Here is a 15,300-nt window from a genome sequence, read left to right as displayed (position 1 = left end):
AGTCAGGGACGACGTTCAAGAGCTCTTCATTGGATACCGAAGGCGTTTCTGGCTCGTCGTCACAGGCCTAACATCGCCAACGGAGGTTATGAACCCTACGACGTCTACGGCGCCCCGCGTAACTTCAAACTGACTGCCCGCTACAGTTTCTAAGCAGCGGCTCGATGCTCATGTCCAAGGAGGGACGTGGTCAGTATGAATGGGGCGAATGCGTGTTAGCCTTGCCCCCTTAAGCTATATGGCACTGTTCACTGACAAGGAGTCTCAATGCAGTTTCCCGAACTTTCGTTGGCCGGCAAGCTCGATGTCGGCCTGACGAAGGGCCTTTGCGCGTTGTCCAGGGGGTTAATCAAAACCCTGATCTGGGTGTTGGGCATTGGGCTGTTGATTGCTCAATTCTCGGACATTTTCGAGTATGGCGAAGGCCTGGCCGACATTTCCTGGGGGGAGTGGGGCTTTATGCTGGTCTTCGCTTTGCTGCTTTGGCGGCATCGCGTTTACTGTCGGCACTTCGGCTGGGGATTTTGGCGGGGGTTGAGCCGGTTGCTGGTCTTTCAGGGACGCATACTCGCCCTATGGCTTGGAATACTTGGCCTGATTTTAGGGCAGGCGTGGTTCTCGGGAGCCCGGTACGAGTGGATACCCACGAGCGTCGACCCCATCATGCAGCTCATCGAATTTGGCGTTGTGCTCTTCGCGCTGTATTTGGCGGCCCCCACCCGACCTGCCAGCCCCTTACCTTCCACTGTTGAAAAGGATGTCACCGCTTGAAGGCCCTAATGCCCGTAGTTTTCCTGCTGACCGGGATGGTTTTGCCTCCCGTTGCCCTGGCCAATGAGGCTGCCAAGAACCTGATTATCAGTTGCAAGAAACTGGAGGGGATCTACGAAAAGCGTGATAAGCAACAGTTTCTTGCTGGACTGACCACGTCTACCTCTGACGCCTTGCGAGCCGGTTACTGCCGTGGCGTGCTGGACGAATTTCGGCGTACTGGGGATTTTTGCGCGCAACGCGATTGGTACAAGCAGGCGGTGCATATCGCCAGTTACTCAGCTTACGCCGAGGAACTGCCATCGGTAGACAGCCTGCTGCGCCAATCCTGTGAAAGCTGACAGGATCGAACACCTCGAGCTATTGGAGCGGCTGCTCTGTCCGCCGCTGTCGCCTCCGCTGTCCCGCCACGGTGCGTTGCGCATCGCGCTCAATACGCTGGTTGAAGCGTTGGCGGGGAATACGGTAAAAGGCTCTGCGCCGCTTATAAATATGGAGCGCAAAATGATCAGCTCGGGCGCCATAGGCTCTCGCCAGCGCTGGTTCATAGACCCTGCCGATCAGGTGCTGGTCTGGAACGCAATCATATTGCAGGGCCTGTTCGGGGCACCCAAGATCGCAATCCTGCTTATCCGCGATCCTTCAGAGCGCCAGGCTTACGTCGACTGGGCGCGGCAATTGTTTCTGGATCGCCAGTCCGTGGCCGGGCTAGGGCTGTTACGCCAGGAAATGATCCAGCTGCTGGATCGGCTGGCTCACGCCGACCTTCGCACCGAAAAGCTGCCCAACCCCTTTGCCGACGCGCTGCCGCAAATGGGCTTTGGTCCCCACCAGGGCAACCTGCTCAAAACCCTGGCCAGCCAGACGGCTGCACTGTCTTTGGCCGACAGCATGATGGCGCATTACCTCAACGACGAGTTGGAACTGGCTTATCAGCATGCCAGCGTGATGGTGACCGACAACGCGATGTTGCTTAAATACCGCGACCTAATCATCCGTGAATACACCCAAGTCAAAGAATTTGACGATCTGTTGGATTTTCTTCGCTGAGCCTATTGGTTGTGGAATCCACACGCTGAAACTGACGACTCACAACAGAGGACGTCCGTCATGAATACCCACCAATCTATCATCACCCACTGCCCGCCAACGTTCAGCACCCTGCACCTTGTTATGGCTTCTGGAAGCCCGGCGGCAAACGCACTGGACCGCAACGTCAGCCGCCTGGATTTCAAGCGTCTGAAGCACAAATACACCGAGTCCTCCGAGGCTGACATGACCGCTGCCCAGTGGGACGCTGCCGAGTTGGAATACCGTCGTTTCCTGAGCCTCAAGTGCCTGTATCCCACTGTCGTGCTGGTACCCAGCCAACTGGTGGATACCGTATGGCATGCCCATATCCTCGACACCCGCGCGTACCGCGAAGACTGTGCCCAGGTCTTCGGGCGTTTCATTGACCACTACCCTTACTTCGGCATCAACGGGCAGGCCGACTATCAAGACCTCAAGAGCGCCTTCGCCCAGACCGTCAGCCTGTATGAGCAGCACTTTGGTGCCTACCCCGGCGGCGGTACCGAGGCGCAAGCCATGCGGTGTGGCGATGACCACAAATGCCACGCCCCGACGGCCTGTGCCTGCCGTGTTGAAGGTGCGTGCAAGTGAACTCAATGATTCAAGGAGTGAAAAACATGACCCAGCCATCGAAACAACCAGGCAACCCTAAACCTGAACAACCCGCTCGGCCGGCAGTGCCGAACTTGCCCAGTAAAACCGGTAAGAAGTCAGGCCGAGGCCGTGGCAACCATCCATCCTCCAAACCCCCAGTAAGGCAGCAGCCTTAAAAGCTGTATCGTTGTGAAAAGGAAGTCGTCAGGGGTACGCCCTGACGGCTCCTTTGTCTGATCAATGGCATAATCCCGTTCTTTCTCTTCAACGGATGCAAGGACGCGATGTTCAAACCCCTATCCCTCCTGTTTCTCTGCGCTGCAATCGCCGGCTGCCAGAGCCTGACCCGACCCGCCGATTACGACTCCTCGCTCGTGAGCATGCGCTGCATGCTGATCGCCGGTAAAAAACCCTTCGAGCGTGACAACCTGCTCTACATCGAGCGCTTTGCCGATTACGGCAATGCCATGTGCAAGACCGCGTTGGGCAAGATGTACAAGGAAGGCGGATACGGTGTCGATCAGGATTTCGCCAAGGCGCGCGCGTTGTTTGTCGAGGCTGCCCAGCTCAATCCCGTCACCAATATTTTGCTGGGACAAATGGCTGAGCGCGGTGAAGGCGAGCCGGTGGACTACGCCAAGGCGCGGGAGTTTTATCGTCTCTCGGGCAAGAATGCGGCGCTGCCATTGGGGCGCTTGATGGAGGAGGGCAAAGGCGGCCCGCAAGACCTGCCGGGTGCCTTGGCGCTGTATCTGGCGTCGACCGAGCGGTTTCGTGATGATGCCTGGGAGGCGATGAACCGTTTGCGCCAACAGGGCCAGCCACTGAGTGAGGCGCAAGCGGTGCGGTATCGCCAGCTTTGGATGTCGGGGTTCCTGAAGGAGCAGAACCGCCGCATGGCGGTTCGAGAGGTGTTCGATGCAGTCAATGCCACAGGCGCGGCCAAGAGCGTGAAGTTGTCCTATCGCTTTAAGTCCGACAGCGGCATACCGCAGGTGACGATGGTCAGCGCGTCGGGCGATGGGAATGTAGACAGTTGGGTCATGAAGGCCGCGTCACGCATTTCGATGGCGGACTCAGCGCCGCTGACGGACAGCTCCGGCCAGCAGGAGATCGTGGCGCCGCTGATATTCTCGCCTCAGGATACTCAACGTATGAACGGAATATGTGGGAGAAAGCCCTGTAACTGATGGCCGGATGAAGCCCCACGGACGGGCTAATACACCGGCTGCCCCGGAGCCGTAAACGGCTTGTAATTGGGGTCCTTGTAGCGATCATCCTTGTAGTAGGTCTTGGCCCTTGGGCCGTCGTGAGGGTAGGCGACTTCAAGGTTGGGTGTGAGGTGCCAGCCGCTGCCATTTGGGTCGCGCTCGATCAGAGTCGGATACGCCTTGCAGGTCCCGCTTGAACCCGAGGTCATCTCGAACTGGTAGTAGCGGCCGGGCTGGGGGGTGAATACCGCCGTGATGGAGCAGGACCGCGTGCTGGACCCCTCCCAGAACATGCCCACGTGGGTCTCGATACCCGGTCGCACCTTGGTTTCGTAATAGTCGAACGTCAGGTCCTGCCCGGCCTTGGGCATGCCGATGTCTTGCGTATGGATAAAGGGCAGGGGCCCGCTACGTACTACGCCGCCTGAACGCACACCGTTTTCGTACTGGAAGATATCCGCATGCTGGGTGAAGTCGACGATGCGGATATAGGCCGGGTTCGGCTCATTTTCCGGTGCGGTGAAGTAGTAGGTCTTGGGTAGATACTGGCAACCAGCGAAGAAGGGCAGGATCAGCAAAAGGCGCGAACGGGGAAAAGGCATGGTCAGTTCCTGGTCTGAGGTGTTTTACAGACCACAGGTTGAACACTCTATTCCCCGTCCAGGGCTTATCCTTTAGTCGCGTCTACCAGGCGTGCGCCCGTCAGGCCTTGCAGCTCGGCAAAGCTCAGGCCCGGGACAATCTCGATCACCTGCAGGCCGGTGTCGGTGACGTTGATCACACACAGGTCCGAGTAGATGCGGTCGACACAGCCCATGCCGGTGACCGGGTAGCTCAGTTGCTCGACGATTTTCGGTTCGCCTTGGCGGGTCAGGTGCTCGGTCACGACGAAGACTTTCTTCGCGCCGATGGCCAGGTCCATGGCACCGCCTACGGCCGGGATCGCATCGGGTTCGCCGGTGTGCCAGTTGGCCAGGTCACCGTTGCTCGCCACTTGGAAGGCGCCCAGCACACAGATATCCAGGTGCCCGCCGCGCATCATCGCAAACGAATCGCCGTGGTGGAAAAAACTGCCGCCCTTGAGCATGGTCACGAACTCTTTGCCGGCATTGATCAGCTCGGGGTCTTCTTCACCTTCGGCCGGTGGTGGGCCGAACGCGAGCAGGCCGTTTTCCGAATGCAGGAAGATATCCTTGTCGGCCGGCAAGTAGCTGGCAATTTTCGTCGGCAAACCGATGCCCAAGTTGACGTAGGCGCCTTCGGGAATGTCCAGGGCCACCCGTTGGGCAATGGCGTCGCGGGAAAGCTTGGTGTAAGGCATGGGTTAAACCTCCTTGGCCGGTTGGGCGGTGCCGACCCGCACCACGTGCTGCACGAAAATGCCTGGGGTCACGATGTGCTCCGGGTCGAGGGCGCCCAGTTCGACGATCTCGCTCACTTGGGCAATGGTGGTCGCGGCGGCCATGGCCATGATCGGGCCGAAGTTGCGCGCCGACTTGCGATACACCAGGTTGCCCCAGCGATCACCCTGGTGCGCCTTGATCAAGGCGAAGTCGGCCTTGATCGGGAACTCCAGCACATAGTGCTTGCCGTCGATCTCGCGGGTCTCTTTGCCCTCGGCGAGCAGGGTGCCGTAACCGGTGGGTGTGAACACCGCGCCCAGGCCGGAACCGGCCGCTTGGATACGACAGGCGAGGTTGCCCTGAGGCACCACTTCCAACTCGATTTTGCCGGCACGATACAAACCGTCGAACACCCAGGAGTCTGCCTGGCGCGGGAACGAGCAAATAATCTTGCGCACCTGCCCGGACTTGAGCAGCGCCGCCAGGCCATAGTCACCATTGCCGGCGTTGTTGCTGACCAGCACCAGGTCCCGCGCGCCGTGTTCGATCAGTGCGTCGATCAGTTCGGCAGGTTGCCCGGCGGGGCCGAAGCCGCCAATCATGATGGTGGCGCCATCCTTGATCTGGCTGACGGCAGCTGTCACAGATTTATCGGTTTTATCGAGCACAATTCCCTCCTGGGGAGTGTTCTGGAATATTGGGTATTCAGGCCGGACTTATGGCATCTTCATCAGGCGCGTAAAGAGCAATTAACTAAGCAGGCGGGATAAATAAAAGTGTAAACAAGAGGCGAATAAGGCCCGCACCGATAACGGTTAATTCTTTCAGACGTTAATGTCACAGCAACCTCGCGGTACACCTGAGTGCATAAGGCGACGGTATGAAAAGTTATACCGGTGAGAAACTAACTGGCGGCTGTTAGTTTCGGATATACACTATTAGATTGTTATTGTTCGGGCTGTTTTGCTGATGGACATCATAACTTTGCACGGCGTACAGACAAGGGGCGAAAAGGAGGAGATGTTCGATAATCGCCCAAATTGATCTTGCGCAATTGAATAGGCGATCGGCTTTTGAAGCGCATCGCTAGCGCTCTGTCACCGCAGCGAACTGCAAGGTATTACGCCCCAATGCCTTGGCCTCATACAGCGCCGCATCCGCCCTGGCCAGCAAACTTGCGCTGGTATCGGCGTCATCAGGCACATCGCAACAAACCCCGATACTGATCCGCAGTGCAATACCTGCCTCTGCATACACCGCCGGTGCCTGAGCCAATGAAGTGCGCAGTTCATCGAGCACCGTCCTGGCGGCCTCGGAATGGGTGCACGGCAGCAACAGCAGAAACTCCTCGCCACCATAGCGACCGATGCTGTCAGTCGAGCGAAGCCGTTGGCTGAGGTGGTTGGCGCAATGGCGGATGACCTCATCGCCTGCCAGGTGCCCGTGCACATCGTTGATTTGCTTGAAATGGTCGATATCGACCATGGCCACCGCGAGGCTGGAACGGTCTCGACGAGCGCGCTCCAGTTCTTGGGTGAATCGCTCCAGGATGGCGCGCCGGTTGAGGATGCCTGTCAGCACATCCCGCAGCGCCATGTGCTTGAGCAACGACTCGCTGCGTTCTTTGGCCAACAGCACCAGGCCCAGGGAGATCATCATGGCGGTGAACGTGCCAATGCTCACCGAAATGGTCTGCTTGAGGTTGCTGACGTCGTAGCGCATTTCGGCGGCGCCACCACCCAGTATCGCCACCACGCGCATGCCCAGCCCGATCAGGCTGATGCTGGAGCCGATGATCAACAGCATCCGCGCACGGCCCTGCGGGGGAATGTGGCGAAGGGTCCAGTAGATGATCAAGGCGCATTGCAACATCAACACCAGCGAGGCGGCGAGCATACGCGGCTCCAGGGTGTCGATCAGGCTCACCATCAACACCAGCATCAACGCCGCCGGTGCGAACACCCGCCACCAGGACACCGGCAACTCCACGATCCGAAACAGGCTGGCGCCATAAAACGCCAGCGCCACGGCCAGCAGGGAGTTGGCGGCACCGTAGGTAAACCACAGCGGCGCGTGCCCGTAAAAGGTGTAGCCGACGTAAGCCAACGCATGGGCCAGCAAGCCAAAGCCGATGGTCAGCAGCCCGTCACGCTGATTGAACTGACCGACCAGGATCAGACAAAACGCCATGATCGTCGCGACCAAGGCAACACAGCCAAACAGCGTGGGGGTATGGGCGATCATGGCGTCTCACCGAGCGATGGCAGGCCGCACGGCTTCCATGCGGGGGTTGATTCTGAGGGGATGTGAGCCGCTGAGTATAGGGAGGGGAGGCGGGTATTTCTATGCTTGCACTGCACGGCTTTGTAGTGAGCGGGCTTGCCCCGCGCTGGGGGGCAAGCCCGCTCACTACAACTTTATTCCTCCCGCTTCACCACCAACGTCAAAATGTCATAACTGGCCACCAATTCCCCCAACTGGTTAGTCACCTCCACATCCCACGCCACCACCCCTTGCGGTATGCCTTGCGGGCTCGCCTTGCCCTGGTCGATCTTGCGCTTGCAGGTCAGGCGCGCCTGGATGGTGTCGCCGATGCCTACCGGGTTGATAAAACGCAGGGTGTCCAGGCCATAGTTGGCCAGTACCGGGCCGGGGGCCGGGGAGACGAACAGGCCTGCCGCAGCGGACAGTACGAAGTAGCCATGGGCGATGCGCTTGCCGAACTGCGATTCCTTGGCCGCGATGTCGTCGAAGTGCATGTAGAAGTGATCGCCCGACAGACAGCCGAAATTCACCAGGTCGGCCTCGGTGACGGTGCGGCGGTGGGTCAGCAGGGATTCGCCGATCTGCAGGTCCTGGAAGAAGCGGCGGAACGGGTGCACTTCGGTTTCGATCACCTTGGCGCCGCGTACGTATTCGCCGGTCACTGCTGCCAGCATGCTCGGCGAGCCTTGCACCGCAGCGCGTTGCAGGTAGTGTTTCACTGCGCGCAGGCCACCCAGCTCCTCACCGCCGCCAGCGCGGCCTGGGCCGCCGTGCTTGAGTTGGGGCAGGGGCGAGCCGTGGCCAGTGGATTCGGCGGCGGATTCGCGGTCGAGTACCAGCAGGCGACCGTGCCAGGCCGCAGCTACCGGGATGGCCTTGGCGGCGATCTGCGGGTCTTTGGTGACCAGGCTCGCCACCAGGCTGCCTTTGCCGCGTGCGGCTAGGGCGAGGGCTTCGTCGAGGTCGTGGTAGGCCATCAGCGTGCTGACCGGGCCGAACGCCTCGATATCGTGGGCGCCGCCTTCGGCGTGTGGGTCACGGGATTGCAGCAGGGTCGGGGCAAAGAATGCGCCCTGACTGACGTTCTCACCGCGCGGCTCAAAACCGTCGCGAGCGCCGAACAGCAGGTCGCTGCTGTGCAGCAAGGCTTCCAGGCGTTCAGCCACATCCTTTTGTTGATCGTGGGAGGCCAATGGGCCCATGCGCACGCCTTCCACCGACGGGTCGCCGACCACCACCTTGGCCAGGCGCTCACGCAGGCGGCTGGCCACGGCATCAATGTGTTTGGCCGGCACAATGGCGCGGCGGATGGCGGTGCATTTCTGCCCGGCCTTGACGGTCATTTCGCGGGCGACTTCCTTGATGAACAGCTCGAACTCGTCATCGTCTGGCGTGACGTCTGGGGCGAGGATTGCGCAGTTCAGCGAGTCGGCCTCGGCGTTGAACGGCACCGAGTTGCGGATCAGGTTCGGGTTCACCCGCAGCTTGGCAGCGGTATCGGCGGAGCCGGTGAAGGTCACCACGTCCTGGCCTTGCAGGCGGTCGAGCAGGTCGCCGGTGCTGCCGATCACCAGTTGCAGGCTGCCCGCTGGCAAGATGCCGGACTCGTCCATCAGGCGCACCACGGCTTCGGTCAGGTAGCTGGTGGCGCTGGCGGGTTTGACAATGCACGGCACGCCCGCCAAAAAGCTCGGCGCGAACTTTTCCAACATGCCCCAGATCGGGAAGTTGAACGCGTTGATGTGCACCGCCAGGCCGCCCCGTGGCACCAGGATATGGGTGCCGGCAAAGGTGCCCTTTTTACCCAATGGCAGCGCCGGGCCTTCATGGACGATATTGCCCGAGGGCAACTCCCGCGAGCCCAGGCTGGCGTAGGTGAACAGGGTGCTGTTGCCGCCTTCGATATCGATCCAGCTGTCGGCACGGGTGGCGCCGCTGTGGTGGGAGAGGGCGTAGAGCTGCTCCTTGCGCTCGCTCAGGTACAGCGCCAAGGCCTTAAGGCGTTGCGCCCGTTGCTGGAAGTCCAGCGCCATCAAGCCGCTGACGCCCAGGCTGCGGCCATGGGCGACGGCTTCGGCGAAGTCCGGGCGCTCCTCATGAGTACGGGCCAGCTCGTGGCCGTCGATGGCGCTGCGCAGCACTTGGGCACCGTGTTGGCCGATCCAGCGACCGGCGATAAAACTTTGCAGGGTAGGGGCGTGAGACATCACGGTTCCTCCAGGGTAGAAAAAAAGGGATTAGTGTTTGCTGGCGCCCGCCGCGCCGATGCCGGTCATGGAGCGGATGAACTGCGCCAGGTAGCGGCCACGTTCAAGCGCTGCACGGGGTGAGGTGTCGGTGACGGAAAACACCCAGGCGCTGAAAAACGCCAGGCTCATGGAAAACAACGCCGGGTTGGAATACGGGAACAACGCCTTGTCGTGATGCAGCACGTTGACCCACACCGCCGGGCTCAGCACCAGCAGCACAATCGCCGAGACCAGCCCGGCCAGGCTGCCGGCCACGGCGCCACGGGTGGTCAGGCCCTTCCAGTACATCGAAAGGAACAGCACCGGGAAATTCACCGACGCGGCAATTGCCAGCACCAGGCCGGACAGGAACGCAATGTTCTGCGACTCAAACAACAAGCCAAGGATGATCGCCAGCACGCCGATGCACAGCGTGGCGATGCGCGATACGCGGATCTCCTGCTGTTCAGTGGCCTGGCCTTTGCGCATCACGCAGGCATACAGGTCGTGGGACACCGCCGACGCGCCAGACAGCGCCAGCCCGGCCACCACCGCCAGGATCGTGGCAAACGCCACTGCCGAAATAAAGCCGAGGAACAGGTTGCCGCCCACCGCTTGCGCCAGGTGCACGGCGATCATGTTGCCGCCGCCGATAATCGCGCCGTTGGCGTCGCGGAAGGTCGGGTCGGTGCCCACCATGACAATGGCGCCAAAGCCGACCACGATCAGCAGCAGGTAGAAGTAGCCGATAAAACCGGTGGCGTAGAACACGCTCTTGCGCGCTTCCTTGGCGTCGCTGACGGTAAAGAAACGCATCAGGATATGCGGCAGCCCGGCCGTGCCGAACATCATGCCCACCCCCAGGGAAATCGCGTCGATAGGGTTGGACAGCAAGCCACCCGGCGCCATGATCGCGCTGCCCTTGGCATGCACGGCAGTGGCCCCGGCAAACATCGCCTCGGTGCTGAAACCGAAATGCTTGAGCACCATAAAGGCCATGAAGGTGGTACCGAACAGCAGCATCACCGCCTTGATAATCTGCACCCAGGTGGTCGCGAGCATGCCGCCAAAGGTCACGTAGAACACCATCAGCACGCCCACCAGCATCACCGCGTACAGGTAGTCGATGCCAAACAGCAGCTCGATCAACTTGCCCGCGCCGACCATCTGCGCCACCAGGTACATCAATGCCACGGTCAGGGTGCCGAAGGCCGAGGTGAGGCGCACCGGGGTTTGCTCCAGGCGGTACGACACCACGTCGGCAAAGGTGTACTTGCCCAGGTTGCGCAGGCGCTCGGCGATCAGGAACAAAATGATCGGCCAGCCTGCCAATACGCCCAAGGCATACAGCAAGCCGTCATAACCATTGAGGAACATCATCGCCGAGATGCCCAGGAAGGACGCCGCCGAGATCATGTCGCCGGCAATCGCCAGGCCGTTCTGAAAGCCCGTCATACCACCGCCAGCGGTGTAGAAGTCACTCGCCGAACGGGTGCGCAGCGCCGCCCAGCGCGTCACGCCAAAGGTGAACAGCACAAACACCAGGAACATGCCGATGGCGTTCCAGTTCAGTGGCCGCGCCACGCCTTCGGCCGCAACGGCCAGGTCGGTGGCCAACGCCAGGGGCAGCAGGCACCACGCAATCAACCGGCTCATGCGGCGCACTCCTGCTTGAGCTTGTCGTTGAGTGGGTCGATCACATGGTTGGCGCGGTGCACGTAAAAACCGGTCAATGCGAACGCCAGCAACACAATCACCACACCCACCAGCATGCCCACGGTGGTCACGCCGCCGCTCAGGGACTTCCCGAGGGTGGCGGGGGCGAACGCCACCAACAGCACAAAGCCGAAATACACCACCAACATGATCAGCGACAGCGACCAGTACAGGCGCTGTTTGCGCCGTACCAACTGGATAAAGTCGGGATGCCGGTGGATACGTTCGATAGCGTCGGGGGTCATGGCGGTGGTCCTTTTTATTGTTGTGTTGGGGTGTGGCGGTACGCGTCAGAGTTGGTCGAAGTCCAGTACCACCGTGTCGCTGATGGGGAAGGCCTGGCACGACAGCACGTAGCCGGCGGCCACTTCGTAGTCTTCCAGGGCGTGGTTGCTGTCCATTTCCACTTCGCCTTCGATGACCTTGCACTTGCAGGTCGAGCACACGCCGGCCTTGCACGAATACGGCAGCTCGGCGCCCTGGGCGTTGCCCGCATCGAGGATGCTCTGGCTGTTGCGCGGCAAGTCGAAGGCCAGGGCTCGGCCGTCGCTGATCACAGTGATCTGGCTGACGGCGGCGTCCAACTCGCGGGCGGCTTCGCGGGCTTCACGTTTTTGCTGGCTACCGGCGGCGGCGAACAGTTCGAAGTGGATGCGTTCAGCCTGCATGCCGCGGGCCTTGAGGCTGTCGCGCACGGTTTCGGTCATTTCCTGAGGGCCGCAGATAAACGCGGCGTCGAGGGTTTTGACGTCCAGCCAGCGGGAGAACAGTTGCTCGCATTTGTCGGCGTTGATGCGGCCGTTGTAGAGGTCCACGTCCTGCTGTTCGCGGCTGAACAGAAAGATCAGGTTCAGGCGCTGCAAATAGCGGTTTTTCAGGTCTTCAAGCTGCTCGCGAAACAGTGCGCCGGAGCTGGAGCGGTTGCCGTACAGCAGCGTCACGCGGCTGTGGGGCTCGGTTTGCAGGGTGGTCTTGATGATCGACAGGATCGGCGTGATGCCGCTGCCAGCCGCCACGGCCAGGTAGTTGCCGTGGCGCGCAGGGTCCAGGTCCACATGGAAATGCCCGGCGGGCGGCATCACCTCCAGGCTGTGCCCGGCCTTGAGCTGTTCATTGGCAAACGCGGAAAAACGCCCACCGGCCACACGCTTGATGGCGATGCGCAGTTCGCCGTCATTCACGCCGGTGCAGATCGAATAGGAGCGGCGCACTTCTTCGCCATCCAACTGGGTGCGCATCACCAGGTGCTGGCCCTGGGTGAAGTGGAAGCTGTCTTGCAGGTGCTGGGGGATCTCGAAGGCGATGGACACCGCGTCACGGGTTTCGCTGCGTACGTCCTTGATCACCAGGCTATGAAATTTGCTCATTGTTATTCTCCCTCCGAGTCGGCCCGGGGCCCCTCAGATGCACTTGAAATAGTCGAACGGTTCCAGGCACTCACGGCAGCGGTACAGCGCCTTGCAGGCGGTGGAGCCGAACTCGCTGAGCACGTCGGTGTGCGTGCTTGCACACTGCGGGCATACCACCACCGGGCTTTCGCCCAGCAGGCTGCGTTTGCTAGCGCTGCCTTGGGGCGGTGCGATGCCGTAGGCGCGCAGGCGTTCGCGGCCACCTTCGGTGATCCAGTCGGTGGACCAGGCCGGGGTCAATTTGCGCTCCAGGTGCGGTGCGCGAAAACCGGCCTGCTCCAGCGCATCGCGGATATCGCTCTCGATCACTTCGGTGGCCGGGCAACCGGAGTAGGTGGGGGTGACCACCACATGCAGGTGGCCCGCCTGCCAGTCGAGGTCGCGCACGATGCCCAGGTCGACCACGCTGACCACCGGCACTTCCGGGTCCATCACCTGGGCCAGGGTGGCCCAGGCGGCGGCCAGCTCGGTGGGCTGCGCCGGGCGGTCGCTGGCGATCAGCTCACCAGGTCGCATCGGGGTACGCTCGGGGCAAAAACTGCATCTCGGCCAACAGAATGCCCAGGTGCTCGGTGTGCAGGCCGCGCCGGGCATTCAGGTAGAAGTAGCTCGGCGCGGGCGGCACGGGCAGGGTGGCGCTGGCGAAAATAGCGCCCACGCTGTTCTGCCAGGCGGCGGCGACTTGCGCGGTGTCCGGGGTGATGCCGGCGGAGCACAGGCGCTGTTCGCTGTCGTCGGCGCTGGTGAGTTCGACGGTGAAGCGCCACACCTCGGGGATTGCAGCGAGCATGCGTGCATGGCTTTGCTCGGTGCCGTCGCCTAAACGTTCCACCCATTCGCCGGAGCGGCGCAGGTGATAGGTGACTTCCTTGACGGCCTTGGCGGCGATCCCGGCGATGCGTTCGTCGCTGGACTGGCTCAGGCCTGTCAACACCGGCAAGTGCCAGGCGTCGTACAGGAACTGCTTGAGGAGGGTCACCGCATAGTCGCCGTTGGGTTGTTCCACCAGCAGCAGGTTGCGGTAGGCGCGCTCATCGCGGCGGAAGGCCAGGTCGTCGGCGTCGCGGCCGTCGTCCAGCAGTTCGGCGGCGTAGTCCAGCCAGTTGCGGGCCTGGCCCACCAGGTCAAGGCCGACGTTCATCAGCGCCAGTTCTTCTTCCAGCGCCGGCGCGTGGCCGCACCACTGGCACAGGCGCTGGCCCTGGATCAGGGCGCTGTCGCCCAGGCGCAGCAGGTATTCGATCAGATCGGTTTTAGTGTTCATGGTCGACCTCACATGTGCCCGACTTCGGCCGGCAACTCGTAGAAGCTGGCGTGGCGGTAGACCTTGTCGTCGGAAGGGTCGAACAGCGGGTCTTTTTCATCCGGCGACGAGGCGGTGATCAAGGCCGAGGGCACTACCCACAGGCTTACCCCTTCGCTGCGACGGGTGTACAGCTCGCGGGCGTTCTCGATGGCCATGGTGGTGTCGGCGGCATGCACGCTGCCCACGTGTTTGTGGTTCAGGCCGTGCTTGCTGCGCACGAAGACTTCAAAAAGGGTCCATTCAGACATAGCGGCAACTCCGGATCAGGCAGCGTTCTTATTGTGTTTTTTACGGGCGTGGGCCACGGCGGCTTCGCGCACCCAGGCCCCGTCTTCAATGGCTTTACGGCGGGTGGCCACGCGTTCCTGGTTGCACGGGCCGTTACCCTTGAGCACTTCGTAGAACTCGTTCCATTGGATCTCGCCGAAGTCGTAGTGGCCGCGTTCGGCGTTCCACTTCAAGTCCGGGTCGGGGCAGGTGCAGCCCAGCAGTTCCAGTTGCGGGATGGTTTGGTCGATAAAGCGCTGGCGCAGCTCGTCATTGCTCTGGCGCTTGATCTTCCAGGCCATGGACTGCGCGCTGTTGGGCGAGTGTTCGTCGCTGGGGCCGAACATCATCAGCGACGGCCACCACAGGCGGTTGATCGCGTCCTGCACCATGTCTTTTTGCGCCTGGGTGCCGTGACGCATCATGGTCAGCAAAATCTCGTAGCCCTGGCGCTGGTGAAAGCTCTCTTCCTTGCAGATACGCACCATGGCCCGGGAGTAGGGGCCGTAGGAGGTGCGTTGCAGCACCACCTGATTGACGATCGCAGCACCATCCACCAGCCAGCCCACGGCGCCCATGTCGGCCCAGTTCAGGGTCGGGTAATTGAAGATGCTCGAATACTTGGCCTTGCCGCTGTGCAGCTTGGCGATTTCTTCATCGCGGTCGGCGCCCAGGGTTTCCATTGCGCTGTACAGGTACAGGCCGTGGCCGGCTTCGTCCTGGATCTTGGCCATCAGTTGCAGCTTGCGCTTGAGGGTCGGTGCGCGGGTCACCCAGTTGCCCTCGGGCAGCATGCCGACGATCTCGGAGTGGGCGTGCTGGGAAATCTGCCGGATCAGGGTCTGACGGTAGGCGTCGGGCATCCAGTTCTTGGCTTCGATCTTGATTTCGGCATCGATCTTTTCCTGGAAGTGGCGCTCCTGCTCGGACATCTCCGACAGGTCCTTGATGCGCTTCACTCCGGTTTCTACAAGCTGTGCGTACATGGTGAGTCTCCCGCCGTGAATCTGTTTAAAGGCATGGAGAACTTTATAAGTGATACAGAAATATTTATCAAACACAAAATAACGTGTCATTAATATTTTTGTATCGCTTTGGGCTTGCCGGTTTTCCTGTGGG

General features: G+C 61.1%; 17 protein-coding genes. 5 read left to right on the top strand and 12 right to left on the bottom strand.

Going from position 1 to position 15,300, the window contains the following annotated elements; all coding sequences use genetic code 11:
• The first annotated feature begins 267 nt into the window (after positions 1-267).
• From DYL59_RS19445 to DYL59_RS19425, 5 genes are all read left to right on the top strand, one after another.
• Entirely contained in the window at positions 268-771 is a 504-nt protein-coding gene (locus DYL59_RS19445) for a hypothetical protein (RefSeq protein WP_135290611.1), read from the top strand.
• Between the two features lie 8 nt (positions 772-779).
• Positions 780-1,112, top strand: a complete 333-nt coding sequence (locus tag DYL59_RS19440; protein ID WP_135290610.1) for a hypothetical protein — start codon at positions 780-782, stop codon at positions 1,110-1,112.
• The gene (locus tag DYL59_RS19435) at positions 1,102-1,821 is read left to right on the top strand and encodes a hypothetical protein (RefSeq protein WP_135290609.1); all 720 of its coding nucleotides are present in this window, start codon (positions 1,102-1,104) and stop codon (positions 1,819-1,821) included. The genes DYL59_RS19440 and DYL59_RS19435 overlap by 11 nt, the downstream gene beginning before the upstream one ends.
• A gap of 60 nt (positions 1,822-1,881) precedes the next feature.
• Positions 1,882-2,433 (top strand): glycine-rich domain-containing protein, encoded by a 552-nt coding sequence (locus tag DYL59_RS19430; RefSeq protein ID WP_238340732.1) that lies wholly within the window; start codon positions 1,882-1,884, stop codon positions 2,431-2,433.
• A 287-nt stretch (positions 2,434-2,720) separates the two neighbouring features.
• Positions 2,721-3,626 (top strand): tetratricopeptide repeat protein, encoded by a 906-nt coding sequence (locus tag DYL59_RS19425; RefSeq protein WP_135290608.1) that lies wholly within the window; start codon positions 2,721-2,723, stop codon positions 3,624-3,626.
• A gap of 26 nt (positions 3,627-3,652) precedes the next feature.
• Here the strand turns inward: DYL59_RS19425 and DYL59_RS19420 are convergent, their stop codons facing one another.
• The 12 genes from DYL59_RS19420 to paaA form a co-directional block, all read right to left on the bottom strand.
• Positions 3,653-4,249 carry a hypothetical protein gene (locus DYL59_RS19420; protein ID WP_135290607.1) on the bottom strand — a complete coding sequence of 199 codons (597 nt, stop codon included), beginning with the start codon at positions 4,247-4,249 and terminating at the stop codon, positions 3,653-3,655.
• Between the two features lie 65 nt (positions 4,250-4,314).
• The gene (locus tag DYL59_RS19415; RefSeq protein ID WP_135290606.1) at positions 4,315-4,968 is read right to left on the bottom strand and encodes a 3-oxoacid CoA-transferase subunit B; all 654 of its coding nucleotides are present in this window, start codon (positions 4,966-4,968) and stop codon (positions 4,315-4,317) included.
• A 3-nt stretch (positions 4,969-4,971) separates the two neighbouring features.
• Complete coding sequence (locus tag DYL59_RS19410; RefSeq protein WP_135290605.1) at positions 4,972-5,658, bottom strand: 3-oxoacid CoA-transferase subunit A; 687 nt, start codon at positions 5,656-5,658, stop codon at positions 4,972-4,974.
• A 418-nt stretch (positions 5,659-6,076) separates the two neighbouring features.
• A complete protein-coding gene (locus DYL59_RS19405) occupies positions 6,077-7,234 on the bottom strand; it encodes a GGDEF domain-containing protein (RefSeq protein WP_135290604.1) in 1,158 nt (385 codons plus the stop codon).
• A gap of 173 nt (positions 7,235-7,407) precedes the next feature.
• The gene (paaZ, locus tag DYL59_RS19400) at positions 7,408-9,462 is read right to left on the bottom strand and encodes a phenylacetic acid degradation bifunctional protein PaaZ (RefSeq protein ID WP_135290603.1); all 2,055 of its coding nucleotides are present in this window, start codon (positions 9,460-9,462) and stop codon (positions 7,408-7,410) included.
• A gap of 30 nt (positions 9,463-9,492) precedes the next feature.
• Entirely contained in the window at positions 9,493-11,139 is a 1,647-nt protein-coding gene (locus DYL59_RS19395) for a cation acetate symporter (RefSeq protein ID WP_193557561.1), read from the bottom strand.
• Positions 11,136-11,444, bottom strand: a complete 309-nt coding sequence (locus DYL59_RS19390; RefSeq protein ID WP_135290602.1) for a DUF485 domain-containing protein — start codon at positions 11,442-11,444, stop codon at positions 11,136-11,138. The genes DYL59_RS19395 and DYL59_RS19390 overlap by 4 nt, the downstream gene beginning before the upstream one ends.
• A gap of 45 nt (positions 11,445-11,489) precedes the next feature.
• A complete protein-coding gene (gene paaE, locus DYL59_RS19385) occupies positions 11,490-12,566 on the bottom strand; it encodes a 1,2-phenylacetyl-CoA epoxidase subunit PaaE (RefSeq protein ID WP_135290601.1) in 1,077 nt (358 codons plus the stop codon).
• Positions 12,567-12,599: 33 nt separating this feature from the next.
• Positions 12,600-13,124, bottom strand: a complete 525-nt coding sequence (paaD, locus tag DYL59_RS19380) for a 1,2-phenylacetyl-CoA epoxidase subunit PaaD (RefSeq protein ID WP_135290600.1) — start codon at positions 13,122-13,124, stop codon at positions 12,600-12,602.
• Positions 13,111-13,872: a 1,2-phenylacetyl-CoA epoxidase subunit PaaC gene (gene paaC / locus DYL59_RS19375; RefSeq protein WP_135290599.1), complete on the bottom strand. Its 762-nt coding sequence runs from the start codon at positions 13,870-13,872 to the stop codon at positions 13,111-13,113. Before paaC ends, paaD begins: the two co-directional genes overlap by 14 nt.
• 8 nt (positions 13,873-13,880) lie before the next feature.
• Complete coding sequence (gene paaB, locus DYL59_RS19370; protein ID WP_007943393.1) at positions 13,881-14,162, bottom strand: 1,2-phenylacetyl-CoA epoxidase subunit PaaB; 282 nt, start codon at positions 14,160-14,162, stop codon at positions 13,881-13,883.
• Between the two features lie 15 nt (positions 14,163-14,177).
• On the bottom strand, positions 14,178-15,167 hold the full coding sequence (gene paaA, locus DYL59_RS19365; protein WP_122486330.1) for a 1,2-phenylacetyl-CoA epoxidase subunit PaaA: 990 nt from the start codon (positions 15,165-15,167) through the stop codon (positions 14,178-14,180).
• Positions 15,168-15,300 lie beyond the last annotated feature (133 nt).

This window comes from Pseudomonas kairouanensis, from assembly GCF_004682055.1.
GTDB lineage: Bacteria > Pseudomonadota > Gammaproteobacteria > Pseudomonadales > Pseudomonadaceae > Aquipseudomonas > Aquipseudomonas kairouanensis.
The sequence above is the reverse complement of the archived record's forward strand: the minus strand, read 5'-3'. Positions and strand labels throughout refer to the sequence as shown.

Excerpts from the sequence above, each read along its gene's own strand:
- DYL59_RS19445 (WP_135290611.1), top strand. The coding sequence starts at position 268 with ATGCAGTTTCCCGAACTTTCGTTGGCCGGCAAGCTCGATGTCGGCCTG.
- DYL59_RS19440 (WP_135290610.1), top strand. The coding sequence starts at position 780 with ATGCCCGTAGTTTTCCTGCTGACCGGGATGGTTTTGCCTCCCGTTGCC.
- DYL59_RS19430 (WP_238340732.1), top strand. The coding sequence starts at position 1,882 with ATGAATACCCACCAATCTATCATCACCCACTGCCCGCCAACGTTCAGC.
- DYL59_RS19425 (WP_135290608.1), top strand. The coding sequence starts at position 2,721 with ATGTTCAAACCCCTATCCCTCCTGTTTCTCTGCGCTGCAATCGCCGGC.
- DYL59_RS19420 (WP_135290607.1), bottom strand. The coding sequence starts at position 4,249 with ATGCCTTTTCCCCGTTCGCGCCTTTTGCTGATCCTGCCCTTCTTCGCT.
- DYL59_RS19415 (WP_135290606.1), bottom strand. The coding sequence starts at position 4,968 with ATGCCTTACACCAAGCTTTCCCGCGACGCCATTGCCCAACGGGTGGCC.
- DYL59_RS19405 (WP_135290604.1), bottom strand. The coding sequence starts at position 7,234 with ATGATCGCCCATACCCCCACGCTGTTTGGCTGTGTTGCCTTGGTCGCG.
- paaZ (WP_135290603.1), bottom strand. The coding sequence starts at position 9,462 with ATGTCTCACGCCCCTACCCTGCAAAGTTTTATCGCCGGTCGCTGGATC.
- DYL59_RS19395 (WP_193557561.1), bottom strand. The coding sequence starts at position 11,139 with ATGAGCCGGTTGATTGCGTGGTGCCTGCTGCCCCTGGCGTTGGCCACC.
- DYL59_RS19390 (WP_135290602.1), bottom strand. The coding sequence starts at position 11,444 with ATGACCCCCGACGCTATCGAACGTATCCACCGGCATCCCGACTTTATC.
- paaE (WP_135290601.1), bottom strand. The coding sequence starts at position 12,566 with ATGAGCAAATTTCATAGCCTGGTGATCAAGGACGTACGCAGCGAAACC.
- paaD (WP_135290600.1), bottom strand. The coding sequence starts at position 13,124 with ATGCGACCTGGTGAGCTGATCGCCAGCGACCGCCCGGCGCAGCCCACC.
- paaC (WP_135290599.1), bottom strand. The coding sequence starts at position 13,872 with ATGAACACTAAAACCGATCTGATCGAATACCTGCTGCGCCTGGGCGAC.
- paaB (WP_007943393.1), bottom strand. The coding sequence starts at position 14,162 with ATGTCTGAATGGACCCTTTTTGAAGTCTTCGTGCGCAGCAAGCACGGC.
- paaA (WP_122486330.1), bottom strand. The coding sequence starts at position 15,167 with ATGTACGCACAGCTTGTAGAAACCGGAGTGAAGCGCATCAAGGACCTG.